The sequence below is a fragment of the Micropruina sp. genome (genome assembly GCF_047606365.1).
Lineage (GTDB): Bacteria > Actinomycetota > Actinomycetes > Propionibacteriales > Propionibacteriaceae > Micropruina.
Genome location: NZ_JASGEN010000090.1, coordinates 24,895 through 45,977, shown reverse-complemented (window position 1 = coordinate 45,977; position 21,083 = coordinate 24,895). Strand labels below are relative to the sequence as shown.

Annotated in this window: 18 protein-coding genes; 16 read left to right on the top strand and 2 right to left on the bottom strand. The window is 68.4% G+C overall.

The window, feature by feature from the left end; all coding sequences use genetic code 11:
* Positions 1 to 288 precede the first annotated feature (288 nt).
* The 13 genes from QM624_RS10315 (at position 289) to QM624_RS10255 (ending at position 15,471) form a co-directional block, all read left to right on the top strand.
* Positions 289 to 1,485 (top strand): cysteine desulfurase-like protein, encoded by a 1,197-nt coding sequence (locus tag QM624_RS10315; protein ID WP_415091451.1) that lies wholly within the window; start codon positions 289 to 291, stop codon positions 1,483 to 1,485.
* A 188-nt stretch (positions 1,486 to 1,673) separates the two neighbouring features.
* Positions 1,674 to 2,399 (top strand): bifunctional 1-(5-phosphoribosyl)-5-((5-phosphoribosylamino)methylideneamino)imidazole-4-carboxamide isomerase/phosphoribosylanthranilate isomerase PriA, encoded by a 726-nt coding sequence (gene priA, locus QM624_RS10310; protein WP_415091449.1) that lies wholly within the window; start codon positions 1,674 to 1,676, stop codon positions 2,397 to 2,399.
* A gap of 157 nt (positions 2,400 to 2,556) precedes the next feature.
* Complete coding sequence (locus QM624_RS10305) at positions 2,557 to 3,573, top strand: hypothetical protein (protein WP_415091447.1); 1,017 nt, start codon at positions 2,557 to 2,559, stop codon at positions 3,571 to 3,573.
* The gene (locus tag QM624_RS10300; protein WP_415091445.1) at positions 3,570 to 4,334 is read left to right on the top strand and encodes a YebC/PmpR family DNA-binding transcriptional regulator; all 765 of its coding nucleotides are present in this window, start codon (positions 3,570 to 3,572) and stop codon (positions 4,332 to 4,334) included. The genes QM624_RS10305 and QM624_RS10300 overlap by 4 nt, the downstream gene beginning before the upstream one ends.
* A 706-nt stretch (positions 4,335 to 5,040) precedes the next feature.
* A complete protein-coding gene (gene ruvC, locus QM624_RS10295; protein ID WP_415091457.1) occupies positions 5,041 to 5,568 on the top strand; it encodes a crossover junction endodeoxyribonuclease RuvC in 528 nt (175 codons plus the stop codon).
* Positions 5,565 to 6,167: a Holliday junction branch migration protein RuvA gene (gene ruvA, locus QM624_RS10290; protein WP_415091443.1), complete on the top strand. Its 603-nt coding sequence runs from the start codon at positions 5,565 to 5,567 to the stop codon at positions 6,165 to 6,167. The genes ruvC and ruvA overlap by 4 nt, the downstream gene beginning before the upstream one ends.
* Before the next feature lie 40 nt (positions 6,168 to 6,207).
* Complete coding sequence (gene ruvB, locus QM624_RS10285; RefSeq protein ID WP_415091455.1) at positions 6,208 to 7,224, top strand: Holliday junction branch migration DNA helicase RuvB; 1,017 nt, start codon at positions 6,208 to 6,210, stop codon at positions 7,222 to 7,224.
* Between the two features lie 207 nt (positions 7,225 to 7,431).
* Entirely contained in the window at positions 7,432 to 7,857 is a 426-nt protein-coding gene (gene yajC / locus QM624_RS10280) for a preprotein translocase subunit YajC (protein WP_415091441.1), read from the top strand.
* 21 nt (positions 7,858 to 7,878) lie between these two features.
* Complete coding sequence (gene secD / locus QM624_RS10275; RefSeq protein WP_415091439.1) at positions 7,879 to 9,567, top strand: protein translocase subunit SecD; 1,689 nt, start codon at positions 7,879 to 7,881, stop codon at positions 9,565 to 9,567.
* Entirely contained in the window at positions 9,567 to 10,781 is a 1,215-nt protein-coding gene (secF, locus tag QM624_RS10270) for a protein translocase subunit SecF (RefSeq protein ID WP_415091437.1), read from the top strand. The genes secD and secF overlap by 1 nt, the downstream gene beginning before the upstream one ends.
* A 1-nt stretch (position 10,782) precedes the next feature.
* Positions 10,783 to 11,340 carry an adenine phosphoribosyltransferase gene (locus QM624_RS10265; RefSeq protein WP_415091435.1) on the top strand — a complete coding sequence of 186 codons (558 nt, stop codon included), beginning with the start codon at positions 10,783 to 10,785 and terminating at the stop codon, positions 11,338 to 11,340.
* A gap of 277 nt (positions 11,341 to 11,617) precedes the next feature.
* Positions 11,618 to 13,936 carry a RelA/SpoT family protein gene (locus tag QM624_RS10260; protein WP_415091433.1) on the top strand — a complete coding sequence of 773 codons (2,319 nt, stop codon included), beginning with the start codon at positions 11,618 to 11,620 and terminating at the stop codon, positions 13,934 to 13,936.
* A gap of 176 nt (positions 13,937 to 14,112) precedes the next feature.
* Entirely contained in the window at positions 14,113 to 15,471 is a 1,359-nt protein-coding gene (locus tag QM624_RS10255; RefSeq protein WP_415091431.1) for an alkaline phosphatase, read from the top strand.
* A gap of 137 nt (positions 15,472 to 15,608) precedes the next feature.
* On the opposite strand, the gene QM624_RS10250 is transcribed toward QM624_RS10255, so the two are convergent.
* Positions 15,609 to 15,944, bottom strand: a complete 336-nt coding sequence (locus QM624_RS10250) for a gamma-glutamylcyclotransferase family protein (protein WP_415091429.1) — start codon at positions 15,942 to 15,944, stop codon at positions 15,609 to 15,611.
* Positions 15,945 to 15,948: 4 nt separating this feature from the next.
* Entirely contained in the window at positions 15,949 to 17,190 is a 1,242-nt protein-coding gene (locus tag QM624_RS10245) for a DUF349 domain-containing protein (RefSeq protein ID WP_415091427.1), read from the bottom strand.
* 101 nt (positions 17,191 to 17,291) lie between these two features.
* On the opposite strand from QM624_RS10245, the gene QM624_RS10240 reads away from it, so the two are divergent.
* From QM624_RS10240 to QM624_RS10230, 3 genes are read left to right on the top strand one after another with little or no spacing between them, the layout of a single operon-like run.
* Positions 17,292 to 17,990, top strand: a complete 699-nt coding sequence (locus QM624_RS10240) for an MBL fold metallo-hydrolase (RefSeq protein WP_415091425.1) — start codon at positions 17,292 to 17,294, stop codon at positions 17,988 to 17,990.
* A complete protein-coding gene (hisS, locus tag QM624_RS10235; RefSeq protein WP_415091423.1) occupies positions 17,987 to 19,318 on the top strand; it encodes a histidine--tRNA ligase in 1,332 nt (443 codons plus the stop codon). Before QM624_RS10240 ends, hisS begins: the two co-directional genes overlap by 4 nt.
* On the top strand, positions 19,318 to 21,012 hold the full coding sequence (locus tag QM624_RS10230) for a choline/carnitine O-acyltransferase (protein WP_415091421.1): 1,695 nt from the start codon (positions 19,318 to 19,320) through the stop codon (positions 21,010 to 21,012). Before hisS ends, QM624_RS10230 begins: the two co-directional genes overlap by 1 nt.
* Positions 21,013 to 21,083: the final 71 nt, after the last annotated feature.

Below are 21,083 nucleotides of genomic sequence, written 5' to 3'. Positions count from 1 at the left end.
CGTCGTGGCTCCGCCACGACTCCCTCGTCGGCGGCACTCATGCACGCACTGGAACGACGCCCAACTCGACAGCCCTACCTGCGGAACCTCTAAAGTCTGAAATCGTCCCCAGAGTCGTCGGCGGCGACCGGCTTCGGCCGCTGGGCGCCGCCGGGGTGAGCAGTGCGCGGCATCCACTCTGGGGTCGATTTCAGACAGATGTCGTGGACGCCGTCGTTTGTCGCCGGGCGACCGCCCCTAGAATCCCTGGCACCTCACCGCTGACCAGCAATGATTGCGAGCCGCCCGATGCCCCTCGATGTGAACGCCCTGCGTGCCCACTTTCCCTCCCTGACTTCGGGGGTCGCCCACTTCGACGGCCCGGGCGGCACGCAGACACCGAGCGAGGTGGGTGAGGCGATCGCCCGCACGCTCACCGGACCGTTGTCGAACCGGGAGACCATCACCGAGGCCGAGCGCAATGCCGACAGCGCCGTGCAGGACTTCCGCCAGGCGTTCGCCGACCTGACCGGCTCCCAGCCCGGCGGCATCGTGCACGGCCGCTCCGCCACCCAGCTCACCTACGACTTCTCCCGCGCACTGGCCAAGACCTGGAAGCCCGGCGACGAGATCGTGGTGTCCCAGCTCGACCACGACTGCAACGTCCGGCCCTGGGTGCAAGCAGCGGCGCAAGCGGGCGTGACCCTGCGCTGGCTGCGGCTCGATCCGTCCACCGCCGAACTCGACCTCGACGACCTGGACGAGGTGGTCAACGAGCGCACCCGTGTGGTCGCCGTCACCGCCGCGTCCAACCTGCTGGGCAGCAAGCCCCCGGTGGCGCGAATCGCCGAGCGGGCCCACCAGGTGGGGGCGCTGGTCTATGTCGACGGCGTCCACTACGCCGCCCATGCGACGATCGACCGGACGGCTCTCGGCGCGGACTTCCTCGTCTGCTCGCCGTACAAATTCCTCGGACCGCACTGCGGTGTGCTGGCCGCCGATCCGGAGCTGCTCAAAACCATCCACCCCGACAAGCTGGCACCCTCCACCAACCAGGTGCCGGAGCGCTTCGAACTCGGCACGCTGCCCTACGAGATCCTGGCCGGTGCCACCGCTGCGGTCGACTTCATCGCGAGCCTCGCGCCGGCGTCTGGTACTCGCCGGGAACGTCTGCTCGCCGCCCATCACGCGATCGAGGAGCACGAGCTCCGGCTCCGTGGCCGCATTGAGGACGGCCTGGCCGGCTTCGGCGACCGGGTGACGCTGCACTCCCGGGCCGCGAACCGCACCCCGACCCTGTTCCTGACCTTCGCCGACCGGGACAGCACGGACGCCTACCGGTACCTGGCCGGGCGGGACATCGCCGCGCCGGCAGGCACCTTCTACGCCTACGAGCCGGCCAAGGTGCTGGGTGTCGAGGCCGGCCTGCGGGTCGGGCTGGCTCCCTACAACACCGACGCCGAGATCGACCGGCTGCTGGAGGGTCTGGACGCCTTCCTCGGCTGAGAGTGGCCCCCGCTAGTGCCTCGGCCACTAACGTTCGCCCTGGCGAGCGGCGTCCGGTCGGATGCCTCGCAAGGCCGACGAGGGAGTCATACCGGGTTGTATGGCGACTGAGGAGAACGCAGCGAGGCGCCGTCCGGGGGTCGCGCAGCGGGCGAAGGTTGGTGGCCGGGGCACTAGGGTCGGGCAGCGTGACCGCACTGACTCTGTTCCCCGCCGTCGATATCCAGAACGGCCAGGCCGTCCAGCTCACCCAGGGGGTGGCCGGCTCTGAGAAGGTCTTCGGCGATCCGCTGACGGCGGCGCTGCGCTGGCAGGACGCCGGCGCCGAATGGCTGCACCTGGTCGACCTCGACGCCGCTTTCGGACGCGGTTCGAACGCCGAGCTGATCGCCGCGATCATCGACCGGCTGAGCCTCAACGTCGAGTTGTCCGGCGGACTGCGCGACGACGCCAGCCTGGAGCGGGCGTTGGCCACCGGCTGCCGGCGGATCAACATCGGCACCGCCGCACTGGAGAACCCGGAATGGTGCGAGCGTGCCATCGCCCGGCACGGTGACCGGATCGGCATCGCCATCGACGTCAAGGGCTCCCGGCTCGCGGCGCGTGGCTGGGTGCGCGAGGGCGGCGACTGGGCCGAAGCGGTAGACCGGCTGTCGGCCGCCGGCTGCGCGGCCTTCGTGGTGACCGACGTGAACTCCGACGGCATGCTCACCGGCCCCAACCTCGACCTGCTGCGGCAGGTCTGCGAACGCACCGACGCCGAGGTGATCGCCTCCGGCGGCATCGCCCAGTTGGACGACCTGGCGGCGCTGCGCGAGCTGGTGCCGCTCGGGGTGACCGGCGCGATCATCGGCACCGCGCTCTACGTCGGCAACTTCACCCTTGAGGATGCATTGGCCGTTGCCGGGCAGTGATCCCATGGTGCTGCCGCGGTGACCTGCCGGACGCCGTCCGATCCGAACAGACGGCGGCAGCGGGGGAGCGGATCAGCTCTCGGCGGACGTGACGCGGGTTCTCGGACCCGCCCCTGGCCGAGGGCACTAGATTGAGAACGAGGAGACGGAGGCGACGATGCCCATACCGGCAAAGAGCCACGGCTGCACCTGGCACTGGTTGTCACGGCAGGATCTCCCCGAGATCGACGGGTTGATCGTGGCCGAGGAGCACTTCGGGGACGCCACCCACCATCACGACCTGGTGGCGCTCGAAGCGGCGGTCGCCGACGACATGGTCAAGGAAACCGAGACCGGCGTCGTGCTGCGCAAGCCGAGCGGCACCCTGATCGCCTACGCCTGGATCCGGCTTCCCGGCCCGGGCGAGTTGCCGCACCGGTTCCGGCTGCACGGAGGTTGCCATCCGGCCTGGCGCGATGAGGGCATCCAGGAGACGCTGCTGCGCTGGCAACTCGAACGCGCACTGGAATGGCACCTCGACCACGGCGACGGCACCGGGACACCGGAGCTGTCCATGGTGATCTCCAGCAGCAACATCTTCCTCGCCGAAACCCTCTCCGACTGCGGGTTCCGCCCGCAGAAGTGGTACCACGCGATGCGCCGCAGCCTGCTGGAGCCGCTCCCCGGCGGTCCGGAAACGCTGCCCGGCGTCCACCTGGAACGGTTCGGCCCCGAATGGAACGAGCCGGTGCGGCTGCTGTACAACGCCAACGCCAGCGACCCGGCCGACAAACTCGACGAAGAGGCCTGGTCCTGGGGCCTGAGCGGTGCCGGCATCCGGGACGACTGGTCATGGGTGGCGGTGGCGAACGACCGGGCGGTGGGCTGGGTGCTGAACACCGACACCAGCCTGGGCGGCGAACGGATCGGCTGGACCGAATACCTCGGCGCCTGCCCGGTCTGGCGCAACCGCGGGATCTATCATCTGCTACTGGGCCGCAGTCGGCAATCGTTCCTGGATGCGGGCCTGACCAGCGCCGGCATCGGCATCGACACCGAATCCGGTCAGGGCGAACGGCCCTATCAGGAACTCGGTTACGCCGGCGTCGACTCGATGGTCTGGTACGTGAGCCATCCCGGGCTCGATACAATCGGCCCCGCGCAGACGGACGAGCAGCAGATGGGACGTATATGAGCGGGCATTCCAAGTGGGCCACCACCAAGCACAAGAAGGCGGCGATCGACGCCAAGCGCGGCAAGCTCTTCGCCAACCTGATCAAGAAGATCGAGGTGGCAGCCCGCGTCGGTGGCGGTGACCCCGGCGGGAACCCGACCCTGTACGACGCCATCCAGAAGGCGAAGAAGAACTCGGTTCCCAACGACAACATCGACCGCGCGGTGAAGCGCGGCTCGGGTGTCGGCGGCGAAACGGTCGACTACACCGAGATCATGTACGAGGCCTACGGGCCGGGTGGCGTGGCGATCCTGATCGAATGCCTGACCGACAACCGCAACCGTTCGGCGTCCGATGTGAAGGTGGCGGTCACCCGCAACGGCGGCACGATGGCCGACGTCGGTTCGGTGTCCCGGATCTTCGACCGCAAGGGCATCGTCGAGGTCACCAAGGTGCAGGGCGGACGCGAGATCGACGAGGACGATCTGCTCGAGGCCACCCTGGACGCCGATCCCGAAGACGTCTCCGACGAGGGCGAGACCCTCAAGGTGATCTCCGACCCGAGCGCCGTGGTCGACGTGCGCAAGGCCGTCCAAGAGGCCGGGTTCGACTACGAGTCGGCCGAGGTCCAGTTCGTGCCGCAGTACACCCAGGCGATCGACGCCAAAGAGGCCGCCGAGAAGCTGTTCCGGCTGCTCGACGCCATCGAGGACGTCGACGACGTCCAGACGGTCTACTCCAACGAGGACGTCCCCGAGGCGGTCCTGGCGGAGCTCGAGTAGTCGACTGCTGTCACCCGCACCGTCGGTGGCACGCCGGGGACGGTTCCTTTCGTCCCACCGTTGGTCGAGCTTGTCGAGACCTTTGTGCTGGTGGTCGGGTTCTGGTGGTCGGTTTTTGTTCCGCGGAGTGGGCTGCACCCCGTCCCGCCCGTGCGCAGCTCGCCTGCTTCTGCTTTTGTTTTTCAGACTCTGGGCGGGGGCTCGCGCGCTTTACGCCCGACCTACCCGGACGGGGTGCAGCCCACTCCGCTTCATGGTTGCGTCTCTGCCGGACCACCGTCGTTGGTCGAGCTTCTGCCGGCCAACCGTTGGTCGAGCTTGTCGAGACCCTGCCGACCCCGCTGCCAAGCTTGCCGAGGCCCTGCGGCCCCGGGACCCGTGATTGGTCGAGCTTGGCGAGACCACGGCTCCACAATCTGGAGGCGGCGATCTCGACATCGCTCGCGGACGGAGGGATACCTGTCCGATTTCGCGTCACAACACGAAATCGGCGAGGTTTCCCTCCATCGGACGGCGATGTTGAGATCGCCTAGCGCGGCGGTCATGGCAAGCGGCGCCGCGGGGGCAGGGCAGACATGCAGGTGGAGCCCCGTCCGCCAGGAGTGAGGACGGGCGGCGCGCCCGGACGGTTACCCGGTTGGGGCGTCGACGTCCACTAGTATCCGAACATCTGTTCGGCTGGTGGGAGTTCATCGGAATGCGTGTGTTGGGGGTCGACCCGGGCCTGACCCGGTGCGGTGTCGGCGTCGTCGACGGCGAGGTGGGCCGGACGCCGACTCTGGTCGAGGCGGGCGTGATCCGCACCCCTTCGGACGCTGATCTGCCGTTGCGGCTGCTCGCGATCGAGACCGGCCTCGAGGAATGGATCGGACGCCACCGGCCCGACATGATCGCGGTCGAGCGGGTGTTCAGCCAGAACAACACCCCGACGGTGATCGGCACCGCGCAGGCCGCGGGCGTCGCGCTGCTGATCGCGGCCCGGCGCCGCATTCCGGTGCGGCAGCACACGCCGAGTGAGGTCAAGGCGGCGATCACCGGGTCGGGCAGGGCCGACAAGGCCCAGGTCGGAACCATGGTCACCCGGGTGCTGCGGCTCGCCTCCGCCCCCAAACCGGCGGACGCCGCCGACGCCGTCGCCCTCGCCGTCTGTCAGTTGTGGCGTGGTGCCGGCCAGGCCCGGCTGGACGCCGCGATCGAGGCCCAGCGCCGCACGGCGGGAAGGAGAGGCGCATGATCGCGCAACTCAGCGGCACCGTGATCGCCGCCGGTGCCACCTGGGTGGTGGTGGATCTGAACGGTTTCGGACTGCGCGCCCAATGCACGCCGGCGACGGCGTCCGCGGTGCGCATCGGGCAGCCCACCACGCTGGCCACCTCGCTGGTGGTGCGCGAAGATTCCCTCACCCTCTACGGCTTCGCCGACGCCGACGAACGGGACTGCTTCGAACTCGTCCAGTCGGCCAGCGGCATCGGGCCAAAGATCGCCCAGGCGGTGGTGTCCGTGCTCAGCCCGGACGACCTGCGCGCCGCGATCGCGTCCGAGAACATTCCGGCGCTCACCAAGGTGCCGGGCATCGGCGTCAAAGGGGCCCAACGGCTGGTGATCGAACTTAAGGACAAGATCAACACCCTCGCCGCGATCACCGGCCCGGTCACCTCGGCCTCGCTGCCCGCGCAGTGGCGCGACCAGGTCAAGGGCGGCCTGGAAGGGCTGGGCTGGTCCTCCCGCGATGCCGACAAGGCGTGCGACACGGTGGCCCCGCTGGTGGACGACGACCCGGCCACGCCGGTCGCGGTGCTGATGCGTGCCGCGCTGCGCAGCCTGGCCAAATGACTGAGAGCCTGGAGACGTGAGCCACGAATCCGACGAGGTGATGGACCCGCACGTCCACGACGGCGAGGCGATGGCCGAATCGGCGCTGCGACCCGGCAGCCTGTCCGAGTTCGCCGGCCAGGCCCGGGTCAGCGACCAGCTCGGTCTGGTCCTGGACGCCGCCCGGCACCGCGGTTCGGTGCCCGACCATGTGCTGCTGTCCGGGCCGCCCGGGCTGGGCAAGACGACGCTTGCGATGATCATCGCCGCCGAGTTGAGCTCGCCGATCCGGATCTCATCGGGCCCGGCGATCCAGCACGCCGGCGACCTGGCCGCCATCCTGTCCGGCCTCACCGAGGGCGAGGTGTTCTTCCTCGACGAGATCCACCGCATGTCGCGTCCGGCCGAAGAGATGCTCTACCTCGCCATGGAGGACTTCCGGGTCGACGTGGTGGTCGGCAAGGGCCCTGGCGCGACGGCGATTCCGCTGGAGATCCCGCGCTTCACCATGGTCGGGGCGACCACCCGGGCCGGGTTGCTGCCCGGGCCGCTGCGGGACCGGTTCGGCTTCACCGCGCAACTCGACTTCTACGACACCGCCGCGCTGCGATCGATCGTCCGGCGCTCGTCCGGGCTGCTCGGCATCACCCTGGAGCCGGGCACCGACGAGGTGATCGCGTCCCGTTCCCGGGGCACACCGCGGATCGCGAACCGGCTGCTGCGCCGCGTCCGTGACTATGCGCAGGTGCGGGCCGACGGACGGCTCAGCGTCGCGGTCGCCAAAGCGGCGCTGGAACTGTACGAGGTCGATGAGCTCGGTCTCGACCGGCTGGACCGCGCGGTGTTGTCCGCGCTGTGCGAACGCTTCGGCGGAGGCCCGGTCGGCGTGTCGACTTTGGCCATGGCGGTGGGCGAGGAGCGCGAGACGGTCGAAGAGGTCGCCGAACCCTTCCTGGTCCGCCAGGGTTTCCTGATGCGGACGCCGCGCGGCAGGGTCGCGACGGCCCGCGGCTGGGCGCACCTGGGTCTGACCATGCCGAACTCGGCGGCACCCGACCTGTTCGGTGCCGCTGATTGAGCTTGTCGAAATCAAGGCGCCGATGTGCGACGGTCGACAAGCTCGACCAACGGCAGGGCGACAAGCTCGACCAGCGGTGAGGCTGACCACCAGTGGCCGATCGGCGCGCCCAGCCCTCGCGCCGGAATCGGGCAATCCGGACGCCTCGGCTAGAGTTGGGCGTCGGTGGCCGTGCCGCCGATCAATCGTCTAACGAAAGAAATCCACATGGGTGACATGGGTAGCACCGTCCTGATGCTTGTGCTGATGGGCGCCGCCTTCTACTTCCTGCTGATTCGTCCGCAGCAGAAGCGGGCCAAGAAGCAGCAGGAGATGACCAACTCCCTCCAGCCCGGTACCCGCGTGATGCTGTCGTCCGGCGTGTTCGGCACCATTCGCCATCTCGGTGAGCGCCAGGCGATCATCGAGATCGCGCCCGGCATCGAGATGACCGTGGTCAAGCAGGCCGTCGTCAAGACGCTCACCGCTGAGGATGACGAGTTCGAGTACTCCGACGAGCCCGCCGTCGTCGACGACGAACCGACCGAGTCTCCTTTCGACAACATCCAGCCGTCGGACTTCATCGATCCGAAGCCGTCCGACTCGCGCGCCACCGACGACGACCCCACCGATCAGTCCAGCACCCAGAAGTAACCCGCGGGGGCAGAACGAGCCGTGGCAACCACAAGTAGGCATCACAGTCATCCGCTGCGCACGCTGATCGTCTTCCTGGCGTTCTCCATCGGCCTGGTGGGGCTGATGGCCCTGGGCGGCGCCTGGACGCCCAAGCTGGGCCTCGACCTGCGCGGCGGCACGACCATCACGCTGACCGCCAGCAACACCACCGGTCAGGGCTCGGTCGACCCGGAAAGTCTTGAGTTGGCGCGCACGATCATTCAGCAGCGGGTGGACTCCATCGGTGTGGGTGAGACCGAGGTGACCACCTCGGGCGATCGGCAGATCGTGGTCAGTGTTCCCAACGTGCAGCAGGACGAACTGGTGCGCATGGTGGGCCAGACCGCCCAGCTCTATTTCCGCCTGGTCAACGCCCAGGAACAGGTCGCCGCCCAGCCCGGCGCCGAGCCGAGCACGGAGCCCACGCAGGGTGCCGAACCGTCGACCGCGCCGTCCGTTGCGGCGTCCCCCGAACCGTCGGCTTCGCCGAGCACCAACCCGCGTCCGCTGCCGAACCTGCCGACGCCGGTGCCGAGTCCCCGGCCCACCGCACCCGGTGCCACACCGCTGACCACCCAGCAGGTGCTCGACTGGAAGCCGTCCGAGCGCGACCAGAGCGACTTCGCCAACTTCCAGTGCGGGGATCCCTTCCCCGACGTCTCCGATCAGCCCCTGATCACCTGTGACAAGGCCGGCACCATGAAGTTCCTGCTTTCGCCGACGGTGATCTCCGGCAGCGACCTGGTGACGGCCGCCGCTGGCATTCCGCAGGGGCAGGTGAGCTGGGTGGTCAACCTGGAGTTCAATGCCACTGCCGGGGCGACCTTCGAGACCGTCACCAAGGAGCTCGCGACGCGGACCACTCCGCAGAACGAGTTCGCGATCGTGCTCGACGGCAAGGTAATCAGCTACCCGTATGTCAGCAAGGCGATTCCGGGTGGCAAGGCTGAGATCTCCGGCTCCTTCAACCAGCAGAGCGCCACCGAGCTGGCGAATGTGCTGAAGTACGGTGCATTGCCATTGGCGTTCGAGGTGTCCAGCGTCGACACGGTGTCGGCCAAGCTGGGCGGCGAACAGTTGGAAGCCGGCATCATCGCCGGCATCATCGGCCTGGCCCTGGTGGTCGCCTACAGCGTGATCTACTACCGCGCACTGGCCCTCGTCGTGGTCAGCAGCCTGCTCGTCGCCTTCGGCATCACCTACGCGTTCATCGTGCTGCTGGGACAAGCGATGGGCTTCGCGCTCAACCTGCCCGGTGTGGCCGGCCTGATCGTGGCCATCGGTGTCACCGCCGACTCGTTCATCATCTACTTCGAACGAATACGTGACGAGGTGCGCGACGGCCGCACGCTGCGCACCGCGATCGAGGTCGGCTGGGTGCGGTCCCGGCAGACCATCCTGGTGGCGGACGGCGTCTCGCTGCTGTCGGCGGTGGTGCTGTTCATCCTGGCCATCGGCGCGGTCAAGGGCTTCGCCTTCACCCTGGGTCTGACCACCCTGATCGACCTCGCCGTGGTGTTCTGGTTCACCAAGCCGCTGGTGTCGGTGCTGGGCCGAACGAAGTACTTCGGTGAGGGCCGCAAATTCTCCGGCTTCGAACCCGAACACCTCGGCGCCAAGCATCAGCCGCCGCTGCATCGTCGGCGTCGTCCGGCCCGCCCGGTCGCGGCAGCCACCAAGGAGGCGTGATGAGCACGACGAGCACCCCGGAGGCCCCGGTCGACAAGCCGACGCCGCCGAAGAAGAAGGCGAGCTTCGCGCACCGGCTGTACACCGGTGAGGTCGAGTACGACTTCGTCGGCAAGCGCAAACGCTGGTACATCCTCTCCGGCGTGCTGCTGACGATCTCGCTGCTGGCGATCGCGATCCTCGGGCTGAACCTCGGCATCGAGTTCAAGGGCGGCGCCGATTTCACCGCGCCGGTCACCGTGACCGCGGACACCACCGACCAGGTGCGCACCGCGGTCGAGGCCCTGCATCTGCCGGACAACGACGACATCAGCGTCACCACCATCGGCGACGGACAGGTGCGCGTCCAGACCCGGACGCTGAGCGTCGACGAGGTGACCCAGGTCAAGGCCGCGATCGCCCAAGCCGCCGGCGGAATCAGTGTGGACGAGGTCGCCTACAGCCTGATCGGGGCGTCCTGGGGCAGCATGATCACCCAGCAGGCGATCATCGCGCTGGTGGTCTTCCTGGTACTGGTCTCGCTGCTGATCTGGGCGTACTTCCGGAACTATAAGATGGCGATCGCCGCCGTGGTCGCGCTGCTGCACGACTTGGTGGTCACCGTCGGCATCTACGCGTTGGTGGGCTTCTCGGTCACGCCGGCGACCCTGATCGGCGTCCTGACGATTCTCGGCTATTCGCTGTACGACACAGTCGTGGTGTTCGACAAGGTGCGCGAGAACGTCGCCGACCTGAAGAACAGTCGGTTCACCTACTCCGAAGCAGCGAACGCCGCCGTCAACCAGGTGCTGATCCGGTCGATCAACACCACCATCCTCGGTGTGCTGCCGGTGGCGGCGCTGACCTTCACCGGCGTCTTCGTGCTCGGCACCGGGCCGCTGAAGGACCTCGGCCTGGCCCTGCTGGTCGGCATGATCGCCGGTGCCTATTCGTCGATCTTCATCGCCGCCCCGATGCTGGCACAGATGAAGGAGGCCGAGCCCGAGATGCGTGAGCATCGCGAGCGTTTGGCGCGTCGCGCTCAGCGGCACGATGCCAAAGAGGCGGTCGAGCCGGTGAAGAACAAGGCGGTGGTCGTGCACGACGGTGACGGTCCGCTGGCCGAGGTGGACGAGATCGAGCCCGAGCGGCTCGGCCTGGTCAGCGCCAACGAACTGGCCCGGCAGAATCGGCAGCAACCTCAGCGCAGCACGCGCGCCAAGCGGAAGAAGTGACGTGACCCGAGCTGCGAATGACGTGACCGGCGTTGAGAACAAGGAACTGATCCGTGAGTTGATCGCGGACATTCCCGACTTCCCCAAGCCGGGGGTCACCTTCTACGACATGAGCCCGTTGCTGGCCTCGCCCGCCGGGCTGCGTGCCGCGGTCGCCGAACTCGTGGCGCTGGCACCGGAAGGCATCGATGTCGTTGTCGGCATGGAGGCACGCGGATTCATCCTGGCCGCGCCGGTCGCACTCGAGCTGGGGGCTGGATTCGTCCCCGTCCGCAAGCCCGGCAAGCTGCCGGGTGACCTGTACGTGGAGCAGTTCGCGCTCGAATACGGGCACGAAACCCTCACCATCAAGACCGACGCCGTCCTGCCCGGCGCCCGCGTCCTGGTGATCGACGACGTACTGGCCACCGGTGGCACCGTCGGCGCCACCGCCGCCCTGGTGCACCGCCTGGGCGCCGAGCTGGTGCACGTCGCCGTCCTGATGGAACTCGGCTTCCTCCCCGGCGGCGAGAAGCTGGACGAGCTCGGCATCGGCTACTCCGCCGTCGTCACCATCTAGCCACCTGCCCCGCTGGTTCTTCGCACATCGGGGGACGGTTCTTTCGCGTTCGAAAATCGCACGCCGGGGGACACTCCTTGCCGTCATCCCGGGCTTGCCCCAGCCGCTCGGGCCAATCGGAGATCCCGGCGTTCGCCGGGATGACATGGCACCGGGATGACGTGGCTGCTCGCCGCGGGCGACGTGGGTGTTTCATAGCCTCCTGGCAACGTGAAACATCGGTGTGCGCAACGGTGGGAAGCGGGCAGTATGATGCAGTTCTGCCGAGGGGAGCCGGGTGAGCGAGAGCATCCATGGTCCATACGGGGCGGGCAACGGCCTGCCCGGGGAGCCCCGCGCGCTGGCCCGTCCGGTCACCACGCCCGACCAGCCGCGGATGCGGATGCGGCACGCCTTGGCCAGGCTCGGTGCGCCGCGCAACAGCCAGGCTGCGGTGCTCGATCCGCTGGTGAAGACGCTGCGGGCCAATCATCCGCGCGCCGACCTGGCGCTGATCGAACGGGCCTACCGGACGGCCGAGCACTACCACTCGGGTCAGGCCCGCAAGAGCGGCGATCCGTACATCACCCATCCGCTGGCGGTGGCCACCATCCTGGCTGAGCTGGGAATGACCGAGACCACCCTGTGCGCGGCGCTGCTGCACGACACGGTCGAGGACACCTCGTACACGATGGCGCAGCTCACCGCCGACTTCGGCCCCGAGATCGCCACCATGGTGGACGGCGTGACCAAGCTCGACAAGGTCACCTACGGCGAGTCGGCGAAGGCCGAGACGCTGCGCAAGATGGTGCTGGCGATGAGCCGCGACATCCGGGTGCTGGTGATCAAGCTGGCCGACCGACTGCACAACATGCGCACCCTCGGCTTCCTGCGCCAGGACAAGCAGGTGGTCATCGCCAACGAAACGCTGGAGATCTTCGCCCCGCTGGCTCACCGGCTCGGTATGAACGCCATCAAGTGGGAACTGGAGGACCTCTCCTTCGCCACCCTGCACCCGAAGATCTACGACGAGATCGTCCGGATGGTGGCGGCCCGCGCGCCGCTGCGGGAGAACTACCTGCGTCAGGTGATCGAGCAGGTGCGCGACGACCTGGCCGAGGCGAAGATCAAAGCCACCGTGTACGGACGGCCCAAGCACTACTACTCGATCTACCAGAAGATGGTGGTCCGCGGCCGGGACTTCTTCGAGATCTACGACCTGGTCGGGCTGCGCATCCTAGTCGAGGCGCAGCGCGACTGTTACGGCGCCCTCGGTGTGCTGCACGCCCGCTGGAACCCGCTGCCCGGCCGGTTCAAGGACTACATCGCAATGCCGAAGTTCAACCTGTATCAGTCGCTGCACACTACCGTGATGGGCCCCGACAGCAAGCCGGTCGAGTTCCAGATCCGCACCCACGAGATGCACCGGCAGGCCGAATATGGCGTCGCCGCGCACTGGAAGTACAAGGAGGGCAAGGCGGACGCCGCCAACGACCTGGCCTGGGTGCGGCAGATCACCGAATGGCAGCGCGAGACCGAGGACCCGGGGGAGTTCCTCGACACGTTGCGGTTCGAGATCAACACCAACGAGGTGTTCGTCTTCACCCCCAAGGGCGACGTGATGTCGCTGCCGGCCGGGGCGACGCCGGTCGACTTCGCCTACGCGGTGCACACCGAGGTCGGGCACCGCTGTATCGGTGCCCGGGTCAACCAGCGGTTGGTGCCGTTGGAATACCAGCTGAACAACGGCGATCAGGTCGAGGTGCTCACCTCGAAGTCGCCGAACGCCGGCCCGAGCCGCGACTGGCTGAACTTCGTCGCCAGCCCGCGAGCCCGGACGAAGATCCGGCAGTACTTCATGCGGGAACGCCGCGAGGAGTCCATCGAGCAGGGCAAGGAGGCGCTGGCCAAGCAGTTGCGCCGCACCGGTCTACCGGTGCACCGGCTTCTCAGCGCCGAACATCTGGCGTCGCTGGCCCGGCATTTCCGGGTGGCCGACACCAATGCCCTCTACGCCTCGATCGGTGAGGGCACGGTCAGCGCGCAGAACGTCGTGGAGCGGCTGATCGCAGCCGAGGGCGGTGCTGAGGAGGCCGCTGAGGCCAGCGTCGAGGACCATCCGGCGATCAACACGTCGAAGCGGCGGCGTCCGTCGCGGCGCAGCAACGACATCGGTGTCGCGGTCGAAGGCCACTCGGACATGTGGGTGAAGCTGGCGAAATGCTGCATGCCGGTGCCCGGCGACGACATCATCGGCTTCATCACCCGCGAAGAGGGCGTCTCCGTCCATCGCGCCGACTGCACCAACGCCGACAACCTGCGACAGAAGCCGGACCGGCTGGTCCAGGTGAGTTGGGCGACGCCGTCCGCCGATTCGAGCTTCCTGGTGGCGGTGCACGTCGAGGGCCTCGACCGCGCCGGCATGCTCTCCGACGTCAGCCGGGTGATGACCGAGCACCACTCGAACATCCTGTCCATGTCGGCGACCACCAACAAGGACCGGGTCTTCATCATGCGGCTGCAGTTCGAAACTCCCGACCCGACTCATCTGGCGTCCCTGACCAACGCACTGAAGCGCATTCCGGGGGTGTACGACGCCCACCGGGTGAAGTCGTGAGGTCGCCCGCGGCGTCCTGATTTCATCAGGTGGCGGAATCCGTTGTGGTCGAAGCCCATGGCATATACGGATTCGAGATTCGGACGAATTTTCCGATTTCGCTGACAGTGAGTACTTAGGTCTCCTAATATCCGGCGCAAGCGACATCGACGTCGCTGTTACCCCCAGGAGGCACTATGCCCAACAAATCGAGCGCGCCATGGACGGTCCTCGCCGGCCGCGGCGGAGGCGTCGCGGCGGTGGCCGTCGCCGCACTTCTCGCCTCGTCGCTGTCCGGACCGTCGGCGACCCAGGCGAGTCCAGGGACTCAACCGCAGGGACTCAATGCCGTACCCGATCGGATCAGTGCGCCGGACGTGGTACCCGCCAAGGTTTCGGCGGGCAAGCGCGCCCGCAACGTCATCTTCATCCAGGGCGACGGCATGGGCATCGCTCATCGTGAGCTGATCCGTCTCGCTCTCAAGGGTCAGGGCGGTCAGCTGACTATGAACAAGATGCAGTACACGGGCTTGGTGCACACCGAGTCGGCCGACAAGAAGGAAGCGGTCACGGACTCGGCCGCCGCTGCTACTGCCTACGCCACCGGTGTGCGTTCCTACAACGGCGCGATCGGCGTCGACAGCGACGGCAAGCCGGTCACCAACCTGCTGGAGCGGGCTCGGGCAGCCGGCAAATCGACCGGCGTCGTCACCACCTCCCAGGTGACGGACGCCTCACCGGGCGCATTCTCGGCCCACGTGGCGAACCGTTCCGACCAGAGTGAGATCGCCCGGCAGATCATCGAACAGACCCGGGTGGACGTCGTCCTCGGCGGCGGCGAGGACTGGTGGTACCCCGCCGGCAACCCGGGTGCATGGCCCGACAATCCACCGAAGGATCCGACCGAGCAGAGCAAGGGCACCAAGGGGAACCTGGTCGACCGGGCTCAGCAGCTCGGCTACAAGTACGTGCGCAACGCTGCGGAACTGAAGAAGGTGAAGCGCGGCAAAGTGCTGGGATTGTTCGCCAATGAGGAGATGTTCGAATACCACAACGAGGGCGAAGGCGATCTCTACGATCCGTCGGTCCGGCTGCCGGTGATGACCAAGAAGGCCATCAACATACTTTCCCGCGATCGCGACGGATTCTTCCTTTTCGTCGAGGAAGAGGGAATTGATGAGATGGCGCATCACAGCAATGCGAAGCTGATGATCAAGGCGGGCGCAGAACTCGATCGCACGGTCAAGATCGCTTTGGATTTCGCGGCCCGTACCCCGGGAACGCTGGTGCTGGTGGTGGGCGACCATGAGACCGGTGGTCTGGCCATCGAGAACGTCGATCCCAACGATGAGAACGGTTCGGGGGAGCAGTCCGAGGACACCATCCCGATCGCTCACTCCGACCTCAAGATGGTCGCCGACTGGACGACCGGTGGTCACACCGGTGCGGCGACGCCGGTGACGGCGTCCGGCCCGGGGGCGCAACGACTGGGCGGCTTCATCAAGAACACCGACGTGCACGATGCGGTGTTGAAGGCCATGGGCTTCCGGCCCTGAACTCGAACATCCGGGGACGGTTCTTCTCGTTCGAAACTCGAACGAGAAGAACCGTCCCCGGATGTGTGAGCCCGCCTCGGAGATCCCGGCGTTCGCCGGATGACGGTGGTCTCGACAAGCTCGACCGACGGGGTTAGTTAGTCGGCGGCCAGGTAAACCCAGGCCGGGGTGCCGGACGCGAGGGTGACGGCGGTGCGGACGTAGTCGTCGACCTCGTAGGCGTCGGCTTGGGCGAGTTCGTGGTCGTCGAGTTCCAGGTAGGCGCCGGGGACGACGTCCGTGGCCGAACCGGGACGCAGGATCGGGTGCCGGTCCGAGCCGCTGGTGGCGATCACCTCGGGGTCGGTGATGGTCAGCCAGTCGAGCCGGTAGCCGGGCAGGGCGTCCGCCACCGTGACGACCGGACGCCCGAACAGGGCCCGCTGAACGTTCTCCTGGCGCAGCGTGCCGTAGGAGAAGACGCGATGCGGCACGGGGTCAGCGGGAGAAGTCGGCCAGCGTCTCGCGGGCCTGATCGAGCCAGGTCTGATAGGTGGCGATCGAGTCACGGGCCTTGTCAGCGGCCCTGTTGTCGCCGCGGGCCTCGGCCTTGACGATCTTCTCGGTCAGCTTGTCGATCTCATTGCTGAGCATCGCCACCGTCTCTTCGGCGCGCGAACGGGCCTCGGGATCGGTGCGCTTCCACTCGGCGTCCTCGGCGTTGCGAATCGCGGTCTCCAGGGCCCGGACGCGGTTGTCCAGCCCGCGGATCGACTCCCGCGGCACCTTGCCGTGCGTGTTGTAGGCGTCCAGGAAGCTGCGGAAGGCCGCCCGGGAGGCGGCCAGATCCTGAACCGGGACGACCTCGGCCTCGGCCTGCGCCAGCAGCGCCTCCTTGGCCTCCAGGTTGGCGCGGAACTCGGCGTCCTGCTCGGACAGGGTGGCCTGCCGGGCGTTGAAGAACTGGTCCTGCAGCCCGCGGAACTCGGCCCACAGTGCATCGTCCACCTCGCGCGGCGCCGCACCGGCCGCCTTCCAGCGCGCCATCAGGTCGCGGAAGGCGCCCGAGGTGGGGCCCCACTCGGTCGAATCGGCCAGGGTGCGGGCCTCGGCGATGATCTGTTCCTTGATCCGCCGGGCCTCGTCGCGGCGTTCGGCCTGCTCGGCGAACTGGGCCTTGCGGCGGCGGGTGTAGGTGGTGCGGGCGGCGGAGAAGCGGTGCCACAGGGCGTCGTCGGTGGCCCGGTCGATCCGGGGGAGTGCCTTCCACTCGTCCAACAGGCTGCGGAACCGGTTCACGCCGCCGCGCCAGTCGTTGCCCTGCGCCAGCTTCTCGGCCTCGGCGACCATCGCCTCTTTGGTGGCCTTGGTCTCTTCGGCCTGCCGGGCCCGTTCGGCCTTGCGGGCCTCGTTCGCCTGGGCCAGGACGGGGGCCAGCGCCTCCAGGCGGGCCAGCAGCGCCTCCAGATCGCCGACCGCGTTGGCTCCGGTCACGTTGTTGCGGACGGTGGAGATGCTGCCGCGGGCCTCGTCCGGTGACAGTGCCCCCGAGGCGATGCGGCGCTCCAACAGGCTCACCTCGAGCTCGAGCGCCTCGAACCGACGGGTGTAGAAGGCGAGGGCCTCTGCCGCGGGCACGTCCGGGATCTGTCCGACGCTGCGCTCGCCCTCGGCGGTACGGACGTAGACCGTCCCGTCGGAGTCGACACGACCGAAGTCAGCCGGGCTGGTAGAAGTCATGGGGACATCTTGCCGTATGCCTGCCCGGTTTGTGAGCGCGCCCGCGCGGGGTGCCGCCGGTCGGTGGTACGGCCGACGGCGGGTTCGTCTAGGCTGACGGGGTGTTTCTGGCCTCCTTTCCCGCGGGCCCCTGGCAGGCCAACTGCTATCTGGCCGCGTCGTCCGCGGGTGGTGAGTGCGTCGTGATCGACCCCGGCGTGGACGCCTACGACGGCGTCCGGGCCGCGGTGACCGAACACGGACTGACCCCGGTCGGTGTGCTGCTCACCCATGGCCACATCGACCACGTCGCCTCCGCCACCCGGGTCGCCCAGGAATGGGGCGTCCCGGCGTGGATCCATGCTACTGACCGTGAGCTGCTCACCGACCCGGTGGCCGGGCTCGGGCCGGCCAGCGCCGACCTGCTGGCCCAGGTGCTCGGCGACGTCGAGCTGACCGAACCCGACGACCTGCGTTTCTTCGAGACCGGTCTGGACGTCGCGGGCCTGACCTTCGACGTGATCCACGCGCCCGGACACCGGCCCGGCTGCGTGATGCTGTCGACCGCGCTGACCGGGCACGACCAGTTGGACGCCGTGGTGTTCTCCGGCGACGTGCTGTTCGCCGGCTCCATCGGCCGGACCGATCTGCCCGGCGGCGACCACGCCGTCATGCTGGACACCCTGCGCGGCCAGGTGCTGGACCTGCCCGACAGCGCCGCGATCCTGCCCGGACATGGGCAACAGACTGTGATGGCCCGTGAGCGGGCCACCAACCCGTACCTGCAAGCCGACTATTTAGGTGGTGTCCGCCCCCGATGAGCCGTCCGAAGCCGCTGAGTGGCTTTCCCGAATTCCTGCCCGCCCAGCGGATCGTCGAGCAGCGCGTGCTCGACGCCCTCGCCGACACCTTCGAGCTGCACGGCTTCGGCTCGATCGAGACCCGGGCGCTGGAGCCGATGGCGCAACTGGCCCGCAAGGGCGAGATCGACAAAGAGGTCTACGTGGTGCGTCGGCTGCACGCCGAGCGTCACGGCGGGGGCTCGGACGCCGACGAGCTGGGCCTGCACTTCGACCTGACCGTGCCGTTCGCGCGGTACGTGCTGGAGAACTCCGGGCACCTGAACTTCCCCTTCCGGCGCTACCAGATCCAGAAGGTGTGGCGCGGCGAACGCCCGCAGGAGGGCCGTTACCGGGAGTTCCTGCAGGCCGACATCGACGTCGTCGGTCAGGCCGTACTGGCCGACCACCACGATGTCGAGGTGGCGCTGGTGATCCTCGAGGCGCTGGAGCGGCTGCACACCGAGTTCGGTCTGCCGCCGGTGCTGATGCGGGTGAACAACCGCCGACTCGCCGAGGGCTTCTACCGCGGGCTCGGCATCGACGACCACCTGGCCGTGCTGCAGCGCGTCGACAAGCTGGACAAGATCGGCCCGGACGCCGTCCGCGAGCTGCTCACCGGGGAACTCGGGCTGAGCGTCGAGGTGGCCGACCGCTGCCTGGAACTGGCCACCATCTCGGCCCCGGATGAGTCGTTCGTCGACCGGGTGCGCGCGCTCGGCGTCAGCAACGAGTTGCTGGACGAGGGCCTGGAGCAGTTGGCCGCCGTGGTCCGGGCGGGCGCGGCGGCGGCACCGGGCCGGATCGTCGCTGACCTGAAGATCGCCCGCGGGCTCGACTACTACACCGGCACCGTCTACGAGACCGAACTGGCGGGCCTGGAACACCTCGGCTCGATCTGCTCCGGCGGCCGCTACGACTCGCTCGCCTCGGACGGCCGCACCAGCTACCCGGGTGTCGGGTTGTCGATCGGTGTCACCCGCATCCTGGTGCCGCTGCTCAGCAAGGGGCTGCTGACGGCGTCCCGGTCGGTGCCGACCTGCGTGCTGGTCGCGGTCGACTCCGAAGAGACCCGGGGCGAGGCGGACGCCGTCGCCGCCCGGCTGCGGGCCCGCGGCATCCCCACCGAGGTGGCGCCCAAGGCGGACCGGTTCGGCAAGCAGATCCGCTACGCCGACCGGCGCGGCATCCCGTTCGTCTGGTTCTCCTCCGGCGAGGTGAAGGACATTCGTTCCGGCGACCAGATCCCGGCCGACCCGGACCAGTGGCGACCGCCCGCCGAAGATCTCATACCGAAGGTGAGCGCCTGATGAGGACCCTGCCCGTCCCGCCGTTGAACGGCACGCTGGAGCGTTACCGGGCCGCGGTCGACCCGCTGCTGACCGAGGCCGAACGAGCCGCCACCGCGGCCCGGATCGAAGCGTTCACCCGGAATGAGGGCCCCGAACTGCAGGCGGCACTGGAAGCCTTCGCCGCCGCCGAGGACGCGTCCGGGCGCAGCTGGCTCTCCGAGGCCTGGCTGGCCGGCTACCTGACCACCCGCGGGCCGATCACGCTGACCAGCAACGTGGGCTTCCTGATCAACTGGCCGGGCTCGGCCACCGGGATCGACCGCGCCGCCGACCTGGTGCATCGGATGGCGTCCGTCCACCTGGCGTGGTTGCGCGGTGAGCTTCCGGACGAGAGCACCCCGCGCGGTGAGGTCCTCGACCCGCAGCAGCTGCGTTACCTGACCGGTGGGCTCCGGCATCCCCGCCCCGACGCGGACGAGTTCATCGAGGGCCCGGACGGGGCCGCCGATCGCGAGATCGTGGTGTTCCGGCACGGCGCGCCGTACGCCCTGCGGATCAGCGACCGTGCCGGACGTCCGCTGAGCGTGCCGGCGCTCGCCGCCGCCCTGGCCGAGGTGGCCGGACGCGAACCGCAGGACCGGGCCGGCTTCAGCCACTTGTCGTACGTCGGCAGTGAGCCGGCCGCAGCACTGCTGGACCGGCTACTGGCCGATGAGGCGAACGCCGCCACCTATCGCCGGCTCAGCGGCGCCCTGTTCGCCGTGAACCTGGCCGACGACGGTGCGGACCCCGACGATCACCTGGGCCGGGCCATCTTCGAGTTGGGCCGCGGCTGGGCCTACAAGCCCGCCACCTACGACATCGACCTGACCGGCAACCTGGCCTCGGTGCACCTGGAGCACACGGTGGTGGACGGGGCCACCCTCAAGCGGGTGGTCGCCATGGCCCAGCACGCCGTCCCCGACACCACCCCGGGTGCGGCGCCGGAGTACGAGCCGCTGCAGTGGCGACTCGACCGGGGCCTGGCCGACGACATCGACGCGGCTGCCCGGCGCTACGCCGAACGGGCGCGCGACTACCGGGTGCGCACTGTCTTCGACCCGCTGCCGGCACCCGCCCAGCCCTCGTTCAAGTTGAGCCTGGACGGCGTCCAGCAGTGGGTGATGCTGTTCGCCCAGCTGGCCTATCACGGTGGCCCGCCGCGCAGCACCTACGAGGCTGTCGACATGCGCGAGTACCGGGCGGGCCGGACCGAATGCCTGCGACCGGTGACCGCCGAGGCGGTGGCGCTGGCCCGATCACTCCAGGCGGGGGACGCCACCCCCGAGCAGCTGTTCGCCGCCCTCGCCGCGCACAAATCGTGGGTGATCGCGTGCAAGACCGGCAACGGGATCGACCGCCACCTGTTCGGGTTGCGGATGATGGCCGCCCGCGACGGCCGGACGCCCGAACTGTTCGCCGACCCCGCCTACACCCGGCTGACCACCGACTTCCTGTCCACCACGTCACTGGGCGGCCCGCACCAACTGCTGCGGTTCGCGTTCGCCCCGACCAGCGCCGGCGGCATCGGGATCAGCTACAGCGCCGACGCCGGCGTGCTCGAGTTCTGCCTGAGCTACGCGGAGTCCGAACACGACGACATCGACGTCTTCGCACGTGCCCTGGCCGACGGCACCCGGGCAATGGGCGAGTTGATCACCCGCGCTTCTTAGGCCGGGTCCGTTGGTCGAGCTTGTCGAGACCTGAGACGGTGCGCTGGCAGAAGTGGTTTCGACAAGCTCAA